At 46.1% G+C, this 18,407-nt stretch carries 13 protein-coding genes; 3 read left to right on the forward strand and 10 right to left on the reverse strand.

The features are described 5' to 3' along the window. Nucleotide 1 precedes the first annotated feature (1 nt). The 4 genes from AB0L18_RS26655 to AB0L18_RS26670 form a co-directional block, all read right to left on the reverse strand. Nucleotides 2-502 carry a hypothetical protein gene (locus tag AB0L18_RS26655; protein WP_367390368.1) on the reverse strand — a complete coding sequence of 167 codons (501 nt, stop codon included), beginning with the start codon at nucleotides 500-502 and terminating at the stop codon, nucleotides 2-4. 422 nt (nucleotides 503-924) lie between these two features. After that, nucleotides 925-1,638 carry a T9SS type A sorting domain-containing protein gene (locus AB0L18_RS26660; RefSeq protein ID WP_367390369.1) on the reverse strand — a complete coding sequence of 238 codons (714 nt, stop codon included), beginning with the start codon at nucleotides 1,636-1,638 and terminating at the stop codon, nucleotides 925-927. 122 nt (nucleotides 1,639-1,760) lie between these two features. Further along, nucleotides 1,761-5,645, reverse strand: coding sequence for a gliding motility-associated C-terminal domain-containing protein (locus tag AB0L18_RS26665; protein WP_367390370.1), 3,885 nt, complete (start codon nucleotides 5,643-5,645; stop codon nucleotides 1,761-1,763). Nucleotides 5,646-5,792: 147 nt separating this feature from the next. Beyond that, nucleotides 5,793-7,415 (reverse strand): DUF6089 family protein, encoded by a 1,623-nt coding sequence (locus AB0L18_RS26670; protein ID WP_367390371.1) that lies wholly within the window; start codon nucleotides 7,413-7,415, stop codon nucleotides 5,793-5,795. A gap of 348 nt (nucleotides 7,416-7,763) precedes the next feature. Between AB0L18_RS26670 and AB0L18_RS26675 the strand changes: the two genes are divergently transcribed. Beyond that, nucleotides 7,764-8,651, forward strand: coding sequence for a hypothetical protein (locus AB0L18_RS26675; RefSeq protein WP_367390372.1), 888 nt, complete (start codon nucleotides 7,764-7,766; stop codon nucleotides 8,649-8,651). Between the two features lie 26 nt (nucleotides 8,652-8,677). Here the strand turns inward: AB0L18_RS26675 and AB0L18_RS26680 are convergent, their stop codons facing one another. Further along, nucleotides 8,678-9,493, reverse strand: coding sequence for an SDR family NAD(P)-dependent oxidoreductase (locus AB0L18_RS26680; RefSeq protein WP_367390373.1), 816 nt, complete (start codon nucleotides 9,491-9,493; stop codon nucleotides 8,678-8,680). A 206-nt stretch (nucleotides 9,494-9,699) separates the two neighbouring features. Here AB0L18_RS26680 and AB0L18_RS26685 point away from each other — a divergent pair, with 206 nt between their 5' ends. After that, on the forward strand, nucleotides 9,700-10,563 hold the full coding sequence (locus AB0L18_RS26685; RefSeq protein ID WP_367390374.1) for an AraC family transcriptional regulator: 864 nt from the start codon (nucleotides 9,700-9,702) through the stop codon (nucleotides 10,561-10,563). Between the two features lie 3 nt (nucleotides 10,564-10,566). On the opposite strand, the gene ilvN is transcribed toward AB0L18_RS26685, so the two are convergent. From ilvN to ilvD, 3 genes are all read right to left on the reverse strand, one after another. Then, a complete protein-coding gene (gene ilvN, locus AB0L18_RS26690) occupies nucleotides 10,567-11,112 on the reverse strand; it encodes an acetolactate synthase small subunit (RefSeq protein WP_367390375.1) in 546 nt (181 codons plus the stop codon). A gap of 22 nt (nucleotides 11,113-11,134) precedes the next feature. After that, nucleotides 11,135-12,889 carry a biosynthetic-type acetolactate synthase large subunit gene (gene ilvB / locus AB0L18_RS26695; protein WP_367390376.1) on the reverse strand — a complete coding sequence of 585 codons (1,755 nt, stop codon included), beginning with the start codon at nucleotides 12,887-12,889 and terminating at the stop codon, nucleotides 11,135-11,137. Nucleotides 12,890-12,969: 80 nt separating this feature from the next. Continuing rightward, nucleotides 12,970-14,676: a dihydroxy-acid dehydratase gene (gene ilvD, locus AB0L18_RS26700; protein ID WP_367390377.1), complete on the reverse strand. Its 1,707-nt coding sequence runs from the start codon at nucleotides 14,674-14,676 to the stop codon at nucleotides 12,970-12,972. 348 nt (nucleotides 14,677-15,024) lie between these two features. Here ilvD and AB0L18_RS26705 point away from each other — a divergent pair, with 348 nt between their 5' ends. After that, complete coding sequence (locus AB0L18_RS26705; protein WP_367390378.1) at nucleotides 15,025-15,909, forward strand: neutral zinc metallopeptidase; 885 nt, start codon at nucleotides 15,025-15,027, stop codon at nucleotides 15,907-15,909. A gap of 187 nt (nucleotides 15,910-16,096) precedes the next feature. Here the strand turns inward: AB0L18_RS26705 and AB0L18_RS26710 are convergent, their stop codons facing one another. Together AB0L18_RS26710 and AB0L18_RS26715 are read right to left on the reverse strand one after the other, a co-directional pair. Next, a complete protein-coding gene (locus AB0L18_RS26710; RefSeq protein ID WP_367390379.1) occupies nucleotides 16,097-17,209 on the reverse strand; it encodes a DUF4407 domain-containing protein in 1,113 nt (370 codons plus the stop codon). A 361-nt stretch (nucleotides 17,210-17,570) separates the two neighbouring features. Beyond that, nucleotides 17,571-18,263 (reverse strand): autotransporter outer membrane beta-barrel domain-containing protein, encoded by a 693-nt coding sequence (locus AB0L18_RS26715; RefSeq protein WP_367390380.1) that lies wholly within the window; start codon nucleotides 18,261-18,263, stop codon nucleotides 17,571-17,573. Nucleotides 18,264-18,407 lie beyond the last annotated feature (144 nt).

The raw sequence follows: 18,407 nt of genomic DNA on the forward strand, positions 1-18,407 counted from the left end.
TTTACTGGCCGTCTGTGCTGATGCTGATTTGGCGTTGCAGGCCCTGGTATTCATCATCCTTGGCACCGTCGCCATCCCAGTCTTGGAAGTTGCGAAAGGTAGCTTTGCCATTGCCTATTCTGACGAGATACTGCACGGTATTTTCGGGTTCTATCAAGACCAGGGTGTCCCCAAAAGTATTCCATATCCCGCGGCGTTCGTCGAAAATCTCTCCTTTTAGGCTACGGTGTACCAAGCGAAACTTTTGATCGGGCTGAAAGTAATAAATGGGGGGCTCCATACCATAGCCTTGCTCCCACACTTCTTGCGTAAGGGATTCGGTTCGAAAAGTATCCCTACCATCAGCAGTATTCACGGCGATGTTGACTTGGAACGTCTGCCATGTTCCTTGCAAGGCCGTCTTCAAATCTACGGTATCCGTCGCTGTGGTACTGTTTCCACTATCTTGCTGGCAAGCGCTTAACAGAAGACCCAAACTCAAAAAAAACAGAAAGTATTTCATACAAAACTTTACAATAAGTAATTTGACGGAAATAACTTATTCCATTTTTTCCAACGATTCGCGAATATTTTCACGCAAGCTCCTTTTAGTTGCTTGCTTAGAAAATTTTAGCGAATCAAACCTGCCTACCTGCGGTAAGCAGGCAGGAATGGAATAAGTTATTTTTGATCCGTCACTAAGTAATACCCAAAAGCGGGCCGACAAAGAAAGCAAAAATACAGGAATTCGGGACGTTTGCAGGCTTTTAAATAGTGAGGACGCAAGGCCTAAATGAAAGTCCAGTATATCCGGCAGGACAAAAGAGAGGAAAGTAAATATAGGCTAGGTAGCGACACTAAGTATTCGTGTTGCTACCTAGCCTCTGCTGCTGAGGAGCCCCAGCAGCAGTAATAACCCATTACTAAATGATTTGGGTATATCGTTTATCGTGCAAACAACTTGAGGGTAGCAAATTTCCCAGCCTCATTGATAAAGGTGAGGAAATAAACACCGCTGCTCAAGTTATCGCGTTCAACGGTCAATTGGTTGGTATTGATACCAGTATAGGTGCGCAGCGTACGCCCCATTGCATCGTTCAATTGGACGGTGTACGTATCACCATTAAGATTGGCAAAATTTACGATAGCTTTTTCGGTAAAGGGATTACCTAAAACCTGGAAATCAAGTTCCAACAAAAGGTCTTTAGTAGAAGCTGAAATAGCACAAGTTTCCGTGATCTCGGATAGATTGATAGAAAAATCCGCACAGTTGCCATTATCGTTTCTTTTTCCTTCTGCCGACCAAGGATTGTTAGGATCAGTAGGCCCTTGGTTGAAAACGAACCAGATATTGTCGACGCTCGTACCGTAGTAAGCATTAGGATCGGCAATATAGGCGGTGAAAACATCACTACCATTATTAGAGGCAGTCACTGCTCCTGAGGCATTCCAGTCTACAACTGATGACCACATGTTGGCACCGGAATGAAAACCGATAGCACTCATGCCTGCCAATGCGCCGGCATTACAACCTAAAGCCTCCTCAAAAGCAATTTGAATACCACCATTGGGATCGTTGCAACCAGAAATCCCCGTTGATTGGGCCGTTAATGCCCCGAAAGTCAATAATGTAAATGCGAAAACGTAAAGATTCTTCATTGTAAATGTTTTGTGATTGAAGAGTGAATTTTAAGGTAAATTCTTACGTTTTAATAGGATGCTTAAAATTACAGGTTTTTCACTTGTTGTCAAAAAAACACAAAGTATTCCTTTGTTAATTACTACCTTAACAAGGTTACGTTTCCTTTTGCGGTATAGCGTTCGCCACCAAAACAGCTTACTTCCAAATAATACCCGTAAACATCGGACGAGAGTTCCTTGCCCTTGTAAGTACCATCCCACCCATCACTTTGTGAGTTGGTAGCAAAAACCTCTTCTCCCCAACGGTTGTAAATCACAAAGTAAAATTCATCAATGACATTGCCTTCTACCCTTAAGACATCATTCAAGTTATCACCATTGGGTGTAAAAGCGTTGGGCACAAAAATATAAGGTGCCATACAAGGAGCATCGAAGACCACCAGTAATACTTCCACTTGATTGGTACAACCATTGGCATCGGTGATGACCAGTTCATACGTTGTAGTCTCCTCTGGGCTAGCTACAGGGTTGGGAATGTCCGTTGCACTGAGACTGCTCGCTGGCGACCAAAAATAATTGTAGCTAGGATCGTCTGTCGCCATCAAGGTTATAGACTCACCCGGACGCAAGGTATCAATCGCCGGTGTGACAGAAAGTGGTGGCTGCAATTGAAAGACAGTGACCAGCGTGCTGGCCTCGCCCGTACAGCCAAATTCATTGGTAGCTGACACCGTAAATGTTGTTGTATTAGAAGGAGTCACAACAACTTCACTGGTCCCTTGTCCCAAAAGTACTTCAGGTGCTGGCGACCAGAGATAATCCGTGATGACCGCAGGGCCCAACGATGCTACGCTTAAAGATACCGAATCTCCCCGGCAAATGGTTGCACCGGGCGGCAGTTCAAGATTTACTCCTTGGCCATCGATGTTTACGGAATCCACCACCGAACAACCTTGCCCATCCGTTAATTGGAAATAGAAGGTTGAGCCCGGGCCAGGATTCACTTCCAGTACTTCTGTATTCCCTAATACGCTCAGAAAATCAGGATCAGCCGCCCAGAGATAGGTCACGGCCTGATCGCTTTCCACAAACAACTGCCAAGTATTGGCACAGGTCGTGGTATCAGGGGAACTTGTATATTCCATCACCGGAGCTACATTCACCAACACCTCTCCCACCCTGCTACAAATAGAGTTGGGGTCGGTAACAGTGACACTGTAAGTGGTAGTGACCAATGGGCTCGCCTGTGGATTAGCAACCGTACTGTCATCGAGATCGCCTACTGGTGACCATTGGTATTCATACGCACTACTCCCCTGCGGGTTCAAAGCTACTGATGCTCCGGGGCAAAGACTTAGTTCTTCTTCCAGGTCAAGATCAATTAGCGGAATGGTAAGGATTTGGCTAAGCGTATCCTGGCAACCATTTTCCGCCGTTGTTAAAAGACTCACAGGAATCATTTGCGTACTGTCCAGGTCAATTTCCAAAGTTGGACTATTTCCTGAAGGGGTCCCATTGATCAGCCATTCCCAACCGATGATGGTCGTGTTTTGGGCTGTTGTAAGGTCTGTTATCAGCACGGTAGCACTGTCACCACAGCTGAGGTATTCCCAATCAAAATTGGGGTTGACCTCACCTTGTTCTTCCACCACAACTTCGAGTAAAAGGGTATCGGGGCAGTCGAGAAAGGCTGGAATCGTCACTATTACCTCGTAGGTTCCAGCACTAGGATAGGTGTAAAGTACAGGGCTCCCATTGCCTGTAGCTGTCGGCGCGGAGGGGTCACCAAAATGCCATTGGTAGATACCTGCTGCGGGGTCTTCGGCCGAAAAAACAACCGTAGAACCACTGCACTGATCGAAAGTAAGACCTGCACCAAACTCAGTGAGGTCAACTACCGTCACTTGGATACTATCCATAAGTTCGCAACCATGCTGATTGATCGCCGTGAAAGTATACCATTGCTCTCCCGCTCCGATGGGGGTGATGATGGGTGCTGCGGTATTTGCTCCAGAAGTGATCTGATCGGCAGGTTGCCACTGATAGGTAAGGTTATCAGCAGGGTCCAGATTGGTTACCTCTAATTGTAGGCTTTCGCCTAAACAAGCTGCAGTATCTGGCGTATTGACTGCCAAATTAACGGCCAGGCTCGTGATCGTGATCGAATCCAAGACCATACAATCGGCCTCATTAAAAACCTGTAAGTAATACGTTTGTGTACCAAAAGGAGTCACTTGATAGCTTGCTGATTCGGTGACCTGGCTACTGAAATCCGCCACGGGCGACCACAAATAGCGAATGCCATTGTTGCTGGTGGCGGTAAGTGTTATCTCGGCAGCACAAGGCTGCTGATCAGAGTCGATGCTCACTTCAAGGGCTTCACTGACCATGACGCCAATACTACGGTTGGCGACACAACCACTCTGGGGGTCGGTAAGCACTAGCTCGTAGGTGGTTGTTTCGGTGGGGCTCGCTTCGGGATTAGGTGCGGTGGGATCGCTCAAACTCGCTGCCGGGCTCCAGAGGTAATCGTATTGAGGCAGGAAAGCTGGGTTGAGAAAAACGCTTTCCCCAGGGCAAATCAGGAAATCGTTGTTTGGAAGGGTTTCCAGAATAAAACTTACATCGGCTACCGAAGTAAGGATAGCGTTCTCACAGCCATTGGCTGCGACCAGCCTTAGCTCAATGTTGTAATCTCCTTGTTCTGTAATCACCAGTAGCGGCGACTGTTCCATGCTAAACAACTCGCCGTTGAGGTACCAGGACCAGGATTGTATCTCCGAGAGTTCATCCACCGAAAGGTCATTGAGCTGCAGTACCAAGCTATCTCCACAGCTCAGCGTATCGATACTAAAGGCAGGCTGCAAAGTAAGTGGGAGGAGTTGAATCTGTTGAAAAAAGGTATCGGCACAAGGTTCTCCCGGAGCAGCAATGAGACTAATGGAATACAAACCTGTATCAGGAAAAACAAAAGAAGTATTTGGTTCTGTTGAGGTGCCTAATGGATTTTCAGGATCACCAAATATCCACAAGAAACTCGTGGTACCAACACTACCGTTGAGCACATCTACTTCCAGGCCGTCACACTGAATTTCCGGGGCAAAAAAGGCCGCCGTTGTTACGCCACAAATGCCAACATTGTACTGAAAATCACGACGTGAAGTAGAGATCAGTTCCCCATCGCGGTATTCTTCTGCGCAGATACCTACCACAAACTGCCCCTGGGTCGTTGGTGTACCGGTGAGTAAGCCAGTGATCGCATTGATTTCCAGGGGGGCACTTCCTGGAATGCCATTTAGCATATTGTTGACATTGTAAGGAGGGTCATTCCAGACAATTTCCGCATAAGGCGGAGCATTGGGCGGTTGTGGTTGCGGGATATTTGGCGTAGCTCCTTGCAGTGGAGTACAAAGTCGATAAACGATACTATCACCATCAATATCAATCGCCGACTGATCAAAAATAATGGGTTCATTGGCGCAAATATAGAGGGGTGGCCACTGCAAAAACTCCGCGCTGCTGTTACATTCTTGCAAAGCGCGCTCAGAGATAACGACACCGTATGTGGCTCCCGTTGCGAGCGGTTCAACAATGTTCTGGATCGTTACATTTCGGCAACACCGTTGGTAGGCCAGTTGATATCCTCCAGGGCGGGGCAGTAATTCTACGATGGTGCGGTAGGTTGTTGTGTGTACACACACATCAGGAGGGACTACCAGGCATTCATTCGTCAATACCGGAGAAAGGGTATCATCCCCCATCAAATTTATTCTGATGTCTTGTAATAGCACATTATTGACATCAAAAACCCCAATGGAAGCAGGGTCATCAAAATAGGCATTAGGGTTACCATTTTCACAATCGCGGTAAATGGTAAGCCTGATTTCATACTGATTGTCTCCCAAACAAGTGTATCCCATTTCTCCGCCGACAATATGGGTGGCATGTAAATTGGTAGCGACCAGTGATAAACACAGCCCAACAAGTAAGGGCAAGCAACAAGAAAGCTGAAATTTTAGGCGCAATGGTTCCGTTTTTTACCTGTATTTACTATTGCTTGTTAAGTTAATGAACTTATCCTTTACCAACGCAGTTCGTGCCTTAAAAAATGCTAAAAGGGAGCCTCCCTTACGGGAAGCTCCCTTTTAATAATTTATTCGACTCAATTATTCCTAACGTAGAATCAGATCAAACTCTACCCGGCGGTTCCTCGCACGCCCAACAGGTGTATCGTTGGTTTCAATCGGGTTGGTTTCTCCGTAGCCGGCATAAGTCATTCGGTCTCTGCTTACTCCTTTAACCAATAAATACTGGAAACAAGCTAAGGCCCGACGCTCAGACAAGCTTTGGTTAGCAGCATCATTCCCCACATCATCGGTATAGCCACTGATTTTGAGGTTGTAATTTGGATAACGAGAGATGATTTCTGCAATCTCATCTAAAGTCTTATTAGACTGAGACAGCAGCTGATCGCTACCGGTACGGAAACGGATATTTTCCATAGCCAAATCAAGTGCTGCTTGGTCATCTTCATTAATTACTGGACAACCATCGTTTTCAATAGGACCAGGATTTGTTGGGCAGGCATCATCACCATCCCCGATACCATCACCATCACGGTCGGGACAACCTCCAAACTTAGCGGGGCCAGCCACTTCAGGACACTTGTCATTAGGATCTATAATTCCATCATTATCAGCATCAGGACAACCATTGGCTGATTCTGTACCTGCCAATTGAGGACAAGCGTCATCGGCATCGGTAATACCATCGCCGTCAGCATCAGGGCAACCATCCAGGGCAGCAACACCAGCAATCGTAGGACAAATATCTACGGGGTCAGCGATACCATCACCATCCGTATCTGGGCAGCCACGGAAGCGGCGAATACCAGGGGTATCCGGGCAGTTATCTTGATTATCAGCGACACCATCACCATCCGTATCTGGACAACCATTGAATTTAGCATCACCAGCATCATTAGGACAAGCATCCTTGTTGTCAGGAATACCATCTAAATCTGCATCAGGACAACCAGAAGTAGCAGAAATACCTGCGACGGTTGGGCAATCATCGCTATCATCAGCGATACCATCACCATCCGTATCTTTAGCGCCAAAGCGAGTGGTCAGGGTAAGACCACCAAAGGTGTACCAATCATCTTTATCAGCATTACCCGTAGCACTTACGCCGTCCAGACGGTCGCTAAAAGCAGGACGTAGCCCCATTTCCAGGCCCAGGTTCCACTTCCGGGTGATATCATAGCGTAGCCCAATTCCACCTGCCATCACGAAAAGGGTCTTCTCCTCTGCGTTCATGTCCTCTTGTACTTTGGCTCCAGTGCGATTGTTGTAATCCGTCTCTGGATTACTGAAAGCCAAGGCAGGCCCTGCAAATAGATAGGGCGAGAGAATTTTACGAAAATTACCGCCCTTGTAACGATTGCCAGCTAGTGGCTCCCATTGTGCAAGAAGAGATAGTTCTGTAATCCGGTTTTCGAAAGAGAATCCTCGTTGAAAGAGCGATGCATTATCGGGATAGTCTAGATCGCTACCCGTTAATTTTCCGGTAGTTAACCCTAAGCGTACACCAAAGGATTGGCTAATATTGCGCTTGAGCATAAACCCAAAGGCAAGATTGGTATTAGACAAATCTGCAAGGTTAGGTTCTACTAAATCTCCCGCATAATTGGCTGCTCCAAGAAAAAAGCCGCCGTCCCATTTTTCTTCTTGGGCGTACGTCCAAGACGCTGTACTAACAAAAAGAACAGTTAGCAATAAGTAAAATAATTTCATAATGTACATTCGGTTTTTGTTGAATTTTTTGTTTCTCCCTTTTGCTCCGGTAAGAATACAAAACAAGTAGTAGTCCTCTAAGTAAGAGACATTTCTTAACTTTTGTAATGGAAAAATTTATTTTACAACTGGGAAAGAAGATTACACGGCTAAACAAAATTAAGGAAGTTTTCAATAAAGCCTAAAAGCCACTACTTATTTTTATATTTTACATATTTAACCCCATGTATTCGAGCTAAAATAAACATCCATATCCTTCTTATCATTTTGACGAAAATAAGCTGATTTATTTTATCTTGGCAGGTGGTATTACTCAACACCCTACACTCCAATCATTTACTTTTCACTATGGCTATTCTAACTGTTGTTATTGGTATTGTCTTTGTTTTGTTGCTCCTTAGTTTACTAGCAACTACCATCATGGAGCTATTGGCCTCCTTTTTCCACTTACGGGGAAGAAACCTTACCAAGGCACTCCACAATATGCTAGCCAGCTCAGACAAGGGGGAAGTGTTGCTGAAAGACTTCAAGAACAACTCGCTTTACAAGCACCTATCTCAGCAGTACAGTAACAACACCCAGGGGCCACCTTCTTACATGGATTCTACCACTTTTCAGAGTATTCTTTTTGATATTATCCTCAAAGAAGATGGGGTTGAAAAGCTAAAGGATAAAATTGATACCTTGCCTGATGAAGATCTCAAAAAAGTGCTTAACCAACTTTTACGAGATGCGGATCATAATCTGGATAAATTCAAGGGTGGTATTGAAAAATGGTACAATGATGTGATGGATCGGGCGTCGGGTTGGTACAAAAGATATACCCAAAAGATTCTGATCTGGGTAGGTATCCTGATTGCTTTGGTTTTTAATGCTGATACCTTTTCCATTTACACTAGCCTGGAGAGTGACCCTCAAGCCCTCCAGCAAATCGTGTCACTAGCTGAGAATTTTGCGCAAAACGAGGAAAACACCCTTATCCGGCAAGCCGATCCTGCTTTTGAAGCATCGCTTGAAAACCTGCGTTCCATTGTAGACAATGAGATCAACAGTATTAAGTCTCCATTGGGGCTTGGATGGGCGGAAAATGACTTTAGCAACTACGGTATTTATGATTGGCTGGCCAAAATTCTGGGTTACCTCGTCACCGCATTAGCCATTTCAATGGGTGCTCCTTTTTGGTTTGATTTGCTACGTAAAATCGTCAATGTTAGAGCCTCCGGGGCGAAGCCATAATGTCCCAATAGGGTAAAGCTACTTACTCAGTTGACCCCGTAATAAACTTTCAGAAGCCACTCAAACCATTTGAGAGGTAAAAAGCGCTTAGCCATAGGTGCCAATTGCTGGATAACACCTCCCACTGGATAGCGGGATGAAGGAGAAGAAGTATTAATGATCTGTTGAATTGTTTCAGCAATCCGTAAAGGCGCAATTCCATTACTGACGCTTTCCCGCATAGCGCGTTCGGCTTTTTCGTAATTTATCCGATACACCTCTGGCAAGTCTATTGCCTTAGCCCTGAATTGATGTCCAATGATTGGTGTCGCAGTATCACCTGGGCAGATGCTTACTGCCGAGACGCCAGTGCCATGTAGTTCCAGGCGTAAAGATTCAATCATTCCTTCTACCGCAAATTTGCTAGCACTGTAAATACCATGGAAAGGAACCCCAACCAATCCAGCAATTGAACTGACGGCAATAAAAATACTTCCCTGCCGCTGCCGTAGAAAAGGCAGAGTGGCCCGCAAAACTACTAGGGTACCATAGATATTGGTATCGAATATCTTTTTTGCTTCCTCTAAAGGTAAATTTTCAATGCTACTTGCTCCACCAATACCAGCGGCATTTACTACCGCATCCAGACGGCCAGTTGTGGCAAACACCTCTGCTACAAGCTTCTCAACAAGTTGTGCATCCGTCACATTAGCCAACAATGGGAAAACGCCGGAGGGAACTTTACCAGAACGAGAAAGTCCGTAAACAATCCAACCCTGACCTGTAAAAAATTCAGCAGTCGAATAACCTATACCCGAAGAGGCACCAGTTACCAGCATGCATCGTTGAGCAATACGTGTCATTAATTAGCTCTAGTGAATGTGCAAATTACAATAAAAAGCTTACTCCACACTCCTTTTTACTACTTCACAAAACGACAATACCTCTATCAAAAAACTACAATTCTAACAACAATACCTACTTGAAACCAATTATATGGTAATTTTGTATTAGTAAATAAAGAGAAACAAATTTTTCCAATTTTGGTTTTATCATCTCAATCTAAGGTATGCCCAGTCAGCTAAGAGCAAGTTTTGAAAAAATCGACCCCGTTTTTGGCAATTCCTTTTACGTGGAAAAATTTGTCGATAAATCCTGCCACGATAAACCTCAATGGCATTTCCATCCTGAATTCGAGATCGTTTACATCTCAGCAGGTGATGGAAAAAGACATATTGGTGACCACATCGGTCGTTACGAAGATGGAGAGCTCATCTTTTTGGGGCCAAACCTACCTCATCTCAGCTACGCTGCGGAGGGTAATGAATTGGTCTTGCAAATGACGGAGGATTTTCTGGGCCAGCATTTCTTGGCCATACCAGAAATGCAAACAATAAAAGGCTTGTTTGAAAGGGGAAAAACAGGGTTGGTCTTTCACGGTGAGGTAAAGCATGCTATTGGCCGTCAGTTATTGGCCATGAGTGAGATGCCCGCCTTTGAGCGATTGATCAGTTTGCTTAAAGTCCTCCAACAAATGGCCACTACGGATGCCTATCAATCGCTGAATGCCAATGGCTTCGCTGTAGAAGTGAATCCTCAGGACCAAGATAGAATGGAAATCATTTATGCTTACATAGAAACGCATTTCCAAAGGGTCATCCCATTGGAAGAAGTAGCTTCCCTCATCAATATGACGGTCCCAGCATTTTGTCGTTATTTTAAGAAACTCACTAATCGTACTTTCACGCAGGTGGTGAATGAATTTCGTATTACTTATGCTTCCCGACTTCTTCAGGGAGATCACCTCAGTATTGCAGCCATTTCTTTTGAAAGTGGTTTTAATAACCTCTCTCATTTCAATAAGCAATTTAGACTTATCACTGGTGTAAGTCCCCGCGAATATCGGCAGCAGCTCAAAAATCTGGTGCACTAATCGCTAATCCAACTGCTCAATAGCGGACTCCAGAGATTCCAGGTAGCGATTCAAGCGTTCCATGGGTTTCACGATCGCAACCCGGCCGGAACGGACGAAGCCATAGATATCTCCCACTTGCTTGAGCTCTATTAGTAGCTGCTCTGTTTCGTCATGATGCCCCGTTTTTTCAATCACTACGTATTCCGGTTCAATGACCAAAATGCGTGCATTGTGCGAACGTACTAATCGCTCTACGACTGTTCCGTTACAAAACATGGAAAATGGAATCTTGTAAAGTGCTATTTCCTGATAAACGATTTCGTCGTGTTCGTAATAAAAAGCTTTGATGATATCGATCTGCTTGTCCAGTTGAGCAACCAGCTTCTTCACCATGTCCTCTTCTACCTCTACCACGATCGTAAACCGGTGGATGCCTTCAATGGAAGATTGGCTCGTTGTCAGGCTTTCAATATTGATGTGTCGCCGAGTAAAAATGGAAACAACCCGGGAAAGCATACCAGTAGTATGTTCCGAGAAAACAGTGATGGTATAATCTTGTTTAGCCATGATACATGGTTTAAGGGAAGGGCTATTTCACCAATTCTTCCGGCGTTAATACAATTTCGTCTACCGCTGCACCAGAAGGTACCATTGGGAAAACGTTTTCTTCCTGCGCAACATTAACATGCAGTAGATAAGGGCCCTCATGCGCCAGCATTTCGGCAATAGCCGCGTCTAGTTCCGCAGGATCACTGATGGATTTACCAGGCACCCCAAAACCTTCGGCAATCTTGATGAAATTGGGGTTTTTTAAGTGGACTGAAGAATAGCGCCGATCAAAAAACAACTGTTGCCATTGTCTTACCATCCCCAGGTAATTGTTATCTAGTAAGACTATTTTCACACCCACGTTCCACTGTGCGCACATGCCCAGCTCCTGGATGGTCATCTGAAACCCACCATCGCCAATAAAAGCGACGACTTCCCTTTCGGGTTGTGCATATTTTGCGCCGAAAGCAGCAGGAAGACCAAAGCCCATGGTGCCTGCTCCTCCTGAAGAAACCCACTGGTTGGTACTGCGGTAGGAATAATACCGAGCGGCAATCATCTGGTGCTGCCCTACGTCTGTTGCAACAATGGCCAAACCATTGGTCTGATCACTTACTGCTTTTACAGCCATGCCCATTTTGATCTGCCCATCGGCTGTAGGTTGCATAGCTCCATTGATCACCTTTTCCTGCTCGATGGCGGCACATTGATGGAATTCTTCCAACCAATCTGGATAACGCTTCTTTTCCACCAAAGGTAAAAGGGCTTCCAGTACCTGTTTAGCGTCTCCTAATACCGGAAAATCAGCAGGAACATTCTTATCAATCTCCGAAGGGTCAATTTCGACATGAATGACTTTAGCTTGTTTAGCATAACCACTCAGTCGCCCCGTCACGCGGTCATCAAAGCGCATTCCGATAGCGATCAGTACGTCGCATTCGTTCTGCTTCATGTTGGGGCCGTAATTCCCGTGCATCCCCAACATTCCCATATGTAAGGGGTGTTCGGAGGAAATACTGGACAAACCGTGGATGGTGCACGCCAGGGGAATACCCGTTTTTTCTACAAAGGCCTTGAACACTTCCTGTGCTCCCGCAATTTGAATACCGTGCCCCGCCAGAATGAATGGCTTTTTTGCCCCATTGATGGCTTGGGCGGCGGCTTCAATTTGCATTTCATCCAATACTGGTAATGGGTAATAAGACCGAATACGCGGTTGCCGTTGGTAGGAAAAATCCATCTCACTCACCTGTGCGTCTTTGGTAATATCTATTACTACTGGCCCAGGCCGGCCAGAGTTGGCGATGTAAAATGCTTTGGCGAAAACGTAAGGAATTTCCTCTGCCTTGGTGATTTGGTAGTTCCACTTCGTCAAGGGAATGGTACTATTGACCACATCCGTTTCCTGGAAAGCATCCGTTCCCAGCAGATGACTAGCAACCTGCCCGGTGATACAAACCAATGGCGTAGAGTCCAGCAGGGCGTCACCCAGCCCCGTAAACAAATTAAGTGCTCCTGGGCCAGAAGTTGCCATACATACCCCCGTTTTGCGCGTTACCCTTGAGTAGCCTTCAGCAGCATGAATGGCACCTTGTTCGTGACGCGGCAGAATGTGGGTAAGGCGATCTTCGTAGTGATAGAGCGCATCATAAACGGGCATAATGGCCCCACCAGGGTAACCAAAAATGGTATCTACCCCCTCGGCAAGCAGGCAGCGGAGAATAGCCTCTGCGCCCGTCATCCTTTCGCGGGATGGTGTTGGTGCTAGCCCAACGGTTTCAGTTTCATGTTTCATACACATTCATTTTTGGGCAACGCAAGCCAAACAAGTCACAGGGCTTGTTTCTGGCTGATTCGCTGCTAAAATTCACTTTCCTACCGCTCAATTTTGTCTGTCGCAGACACAAACTCATCTGTGACACAGCCTTCACTGGCGCTGCTTACCAGTTGTGCATACTTGCGCAATGCCCCGTTGCTTGCCACCAGCGGCCTGGGGTGCCAATTGGCTTTCCGTCTTGCAATTTCATTTGCTGTCAACTCTACACTTAAGGAATTTGCGACCGCATCTATGGTAATCATATCTCCATCTTCCAGCAGACCAATCAATCCACCTACCTGGGCTTCTGGGGTGATATGGCCTACTACAAAGCCGTGGGTTCCCCCAGAAAAACGACCGTCGGTAATAAGCGCTACTTCTTTACCTAGCCCCTCCCCCATGATAGCACTCGTAGGTTTCAGCATTTCTGGCATTCCTGGCCCACCCTTAGGTCCACAGTAGCGGATAACGATGACCTCTCCAGCTTTTATTTCCTTGTTGGTGATGGCAGCATTTGCGGCGGCTTCACCATCATAAACCCGTGCGGGGCCATGGAACAGCGTACCTTCCTTGCCCGTGATCTTAGCAACAGCTCCTCCTTCAGCCAGATTACCGTATAAGATCCGAATATGCCCACTTTCTTTAATGGGCTGATCTATGGGATGTATGATGTCTTGCCCTTCCGTCAGGCCTGGAAGTTCCGCCAGATTTTCCGCAATGGTTTTCCCGGTTACTGTCATACAATCGCCGTGTAAATAACCAGCTTCCAGCAGCATTTTCATTACTGCTGGTACTCCGCCAACCATCGACAAATCTTCCATGACGTACTTACCGCTGGGCTTCAAATCTGCGAGATAAGGTGTTTTATCAGCAATTCGCTGAAAATCATCAATGGTTATGGCTACTTCTGCGGCCTTGGCCATTGCTACGAGGTGCAATACGGCATTGGTGGACCCCCCCAGAACGGTGATCAGGGTAATCGCATTTTCAAAAGCCTTTTTGGTCAAAATATCCCGTGGCTTAATATCTTTTTCGAGCAAGTGGCGTAAAGCTTTGCCTACTCGCAGGCAGTCTTCTTCTTTATCGTTGGTATTGGCAGGATAGCTGGAATTGTAGGGCAAGCTCATCCCCATGGCTTCAATGGCCGAGGCCATGGTGTTGGCGGTGTACATCCCACCACAAGCTCCTGGTCCGGGGCAGGCGTTTTGAATAACCCCCTGATAAGTGTCATCGTCCATTTCGCCAGCAATCCGGTGACCAAGTGCTTCAAAAGCGGAAACAATGTCCAGTTTTTTGCCTGCATAACAGCCCGGACTTATGGTCCCACCGTAGACCAATATAGCAGGACGATTGAGGCGAGCCAGGGCAATCATAGCACCCGGCATATTTTTGTCACAGCCCACTACCGCTGCTACCCCATCGTACCACTGCGCACCCACAACCGTTTCAATACTATCCGCAATCAGGTCTCGGCTAGGCAAACTGTAGCGCATACCGTCGGTCCCCATGCTGATTCCGTCGGAGACACCGATGGTATGAAAAATCAAGCCAATAAGATCTGCATTATTGACCCCCTCTTTGACCACCTTCGCTAAATCATTGAGGTGCATATTACAGGTATTGCCTTCCCATCCTGTACTTACAATACCGATCTGGGCCTTGGTCATGTCTTCTTTGGTCAAACCAATCCCGTGCAGCATTGCCTGAGCAGCGGGTTGGGTCGGATCCTGCGTGATCACGCGGCTGTATTTATTCAATCCTTTCATCTAGTTCCTGACTTTTTAATGTCTTAGCTATCAAAATTATAATCTCTCCCTTCCTTAGAAGAATGAATAAAGCTAACTGCTACGATCTAGCATAGGCCCAAAACACCACATAACACACTGTAAATCAATGAATAAAATGAGCTTTACTTACGGCTCAAAGCTCAATTAGAAATAAAAATAAGTCCTCACAAAAAATGGTTTTCCTACCTTTAGGGCTCGCCATTGGGCCGTAAGTCTTATTTTAGCTGTAGCAAGGTGTCGTGACTAAATCACCCCTTGCCTGTCTAAAATCTGGTTGGTGGCAGGAGAAAATTCCTTAGGCACAATCATCACTAAAAAAATCATACTATGCGTTGGCAAGGCAGACAAAAAAGTTCGAATGTAGAAGACCGCCGCGGAGGGGGTAGTTCTACTGGTCGTAAAGTGGGTGGAAGCTTTGGGATAGGTACTATTCTCATTGTCATTTTTGCCCTTATCATGGGTAAAAACCCTGCAGATTTACTACAAATTTTCAATGGTGGTGGAGGTATGACTTCCGCACCAACCGAGAGCACCAACGGCCCTGTAAGCACCGGTAACGCTGCGGAAGATGAACTGGCGGAGTTTGTTTCAGTTGTTTTAAAAGATACAGAAGACGTCTGGACGGATCTCTTTCCCAAGCAATTTGGTAAACAGTATCAAAAACCTACGCTGGTACTGTTCAGCGGAGAAACGGTTTCGGGCTGCGGGCGCGCCAATGCTGGTACGGGCCCCTTCTACTGCCCGGCAGATCAGAAACTCTACATTGACCTGAGCTTCTACAATACACTCAAAAATCGCTTTAAAGCTCCTGGTGATTTCGCCATGGCTTATGTGCTTGCCCACGAAGTGGGACACCACGTGCAGTTTTTATTGGGGATTACCCAACAGGTAGATCGCCTTCGTGGTCGTGTACCTCAGGCCGAATACAATGACAAATCTGTACGTTTGGAATTAATGGCCGACTTCTTTGCAGGCATTTGGGCCCACCATGGTCAAAAGAAGCGCAACTTCCTTGAAGAGGGGGATATTGAAGAGGCCATCCGTGCTGCTGGTGCCGTAGGAGATGATAACATCCAAATGCAATCCCAAGGTTATGTTGTTCCCGAGTCTTTCACCCATGGCACTACGGAGCAACGTCAGCGCTGGTTTGCCAAAGGATTGAAGACGGGGGATTTGGGTCAGGGTGATACTTTTGCAGCGAATCCGCTGTAGGGATGAGAGGCAATTGAAATTGCCACTTTCTGTAGAGGGTAGAGGGATTTTTATAACGCAAGTAGAATAGGTTTATCAATTTTCCAACATCGGTTAAATAATCGAAGTTCGGAATCTATTCTTAATCGTTCACCATCCCTCTACCCTCTACCTGACGGCGCGAAGCAGCCCGCAGCTTTCTACACTATCACACTTCGTATTTCCAGCCGCCGTTGCGCAAACGATCCATCTGTTTCTGCATTTCGGCATCAATTTCTGCTTTCCGCAACTTGATATCAGATTTCGTTTGATGGAGCCCTACCTCTGTTTTTTCTCTGATGCGGTTGAGCACTTCACTGCTGCGCACGTCCATGCTTTCCTTAGCTGCCAATTCGAATTGCTGCTCGTGTTCCGCCAAAATATGATCGTAAGGGCTACGTGGAGAAATCAGTTTGACCAAAATTGGCGCCGTTTCTACTGCTACAAACAACAGCATCACAAATAAGCTGGCCCAGTGAATGGCTTCACTCTGCTGTGCCAGGCGTGACAAAGCTTCGGTACGTGCTGCCAAACCACCAAAAGCACCGCGTTCAAGGGTGGAAATATCCGTGGCGATTTGTGTTTGTAAGGCAGTAATCGCCGTTGTCTTTTCCAATATCAAAGGCTGATTGAGTGCCAGGGTTTGGTCCAACTCTTGCTGGGCCTGATCGGCATCGGCCTTCTTAGCACGATAAATTGGACCCATATTGCGGATTTCCGAACCACCACTGCCATCTGCTTCCTGTAAAGCAGCCAAAGCTTTAGCGTCGCGAGCACTGGTCTTCGCGTCTATTTCAGCCTGTAGGCGCAATACATCTGCTTCATGCGCCGCTATTTGTGGGGCATAACGTTCCTGAATACGATCTTCTTGCTCCTTGTATTTCTCCTGCTCCATGATCAAGACCTCGGAGTTGATTTCTTTCTCAAATATCTTCAGCTCCAGCGGCTTGGAAATCACCAAGGCCAGTAGAATGGCCAGGGCTAAGCGTGGCAATGCCATGCCCAGGTTACCAAAAAAGCCCCGCTTGCTTTTCATGCTGGAAACGATATAACGATCGAGGTTGAATATCATCAAGCCCCAAACCGTACCAAAGAGTACGGCTGCCAGCCAACTATCAAAAACGGTAAACAAGGCATAAGCGGAAGAGAAAAAGGCTAATACTCCCGTGAAGAAGACGGTAGCACCAATACCCAGGTATTTGTTTTCATCCGAGGGGCACTGCTTTAGTATTTGCTGGTCAATACCTGCGCAAAACAGGAAGAACTGCTTCAAATCGTTCATAAGCGGGGCGTGTTTTGGAGTGGCACTTGTGGGTGCAACTGTCAAGTGATTAAGAATGCTATTAAAATCTAGGGCAAACGCATCAAATAGTGAAGTACTCCCAAGGGCAACTATCTAAGTAGGATAGGCCACGGATTTAACGGATATAACAGGATTTTCACAGATTTATAAAACCGTGTAGATCCGTCTGATCCGTTAAATCTGTGTTCTATCCTGTTTTTAGGGGTCTTTCTACTTTTGATGCGTTTTCCCTGGTTAACATCTACTACGTAAAACTTTCTCCAAATAAAGGGCTTAAGCAAGAACTTGTGTAAGAAAATTAGATAAAGCTGGATGGAATTAAGATAAAAGGACTGAAAAGCTACTGGTCAAAGCGAAAACCCAAGCGGATGCCTGCGTGATATTGCAGCAAACTGCTTTCCGATTCCACTTTTTCAGGAAGTCCCAACCCTGCTTCTTCTCCTAAGGTAGACCAGGTTAGTGATGGATAATAACGCGCACCAATCATGGGCGTAATGGTTAAAACATCAGCGATCCCAAGATCAAGGCCCAGGGCTAAGCCCATGTTAAAACCCGCATCATCGGTAGTGTACTCCTCCCCGATGGCCTCATTGTTGATGCTGAAATCAAATAAGCTGTACCCTGGAGATAATTGTAAAAAAATGCCTTTTTGAAGACCAGGACCTTGCTTGGAAAAAGTAGGACAGTCACAATCTCCTTCCAAATCAAGAAAATAGATATTGGTGTTAAAGAAAAAATGAAAGGCATTAGCACGGGTATCCAGCGCATTGAACTCACCTTCGATCGTTTGCTCCTGTGTACTATAAGCCAGGGTAGGTAAAAACTCGATCCGGACATTCTTCAACCTGAACCAATAGTCAATTCCTGCTTGCCAACCCGTGCCCGGCAAGTCTACGGATTCTTGGTTGGTACTCAAGGGCGTGTATTGCCACTTCTCGGCCTGGCCACTGAGGTAGTGCCCGGATAAGCCAACTTGTGCGTGCAGCGAAACAGCTACGAGGAAAAACAGTGCGAGGTAAATGCTACGGCGCATGAGCAGAGATTTGATACGGTGAATGAACGTTTTATTTTGAGTATTATTTCTATACCCTAAAGTCTATACACCTCTAACAGCTACTCGTTCAATGCATCTCTAGAAACTTTATCCTATCTCAGGCATAGCCATGCCACGTAGCGA

The sequence above is a fragment of the Lewinella sp. LCG006 genome (genome assembly GCF_040784935.1).
Taxonomy (GTDB): Bacteria; Bacteroidota; Bacteroidia; order Chitinophagales; family Saprospiraceae; genus Lewinella.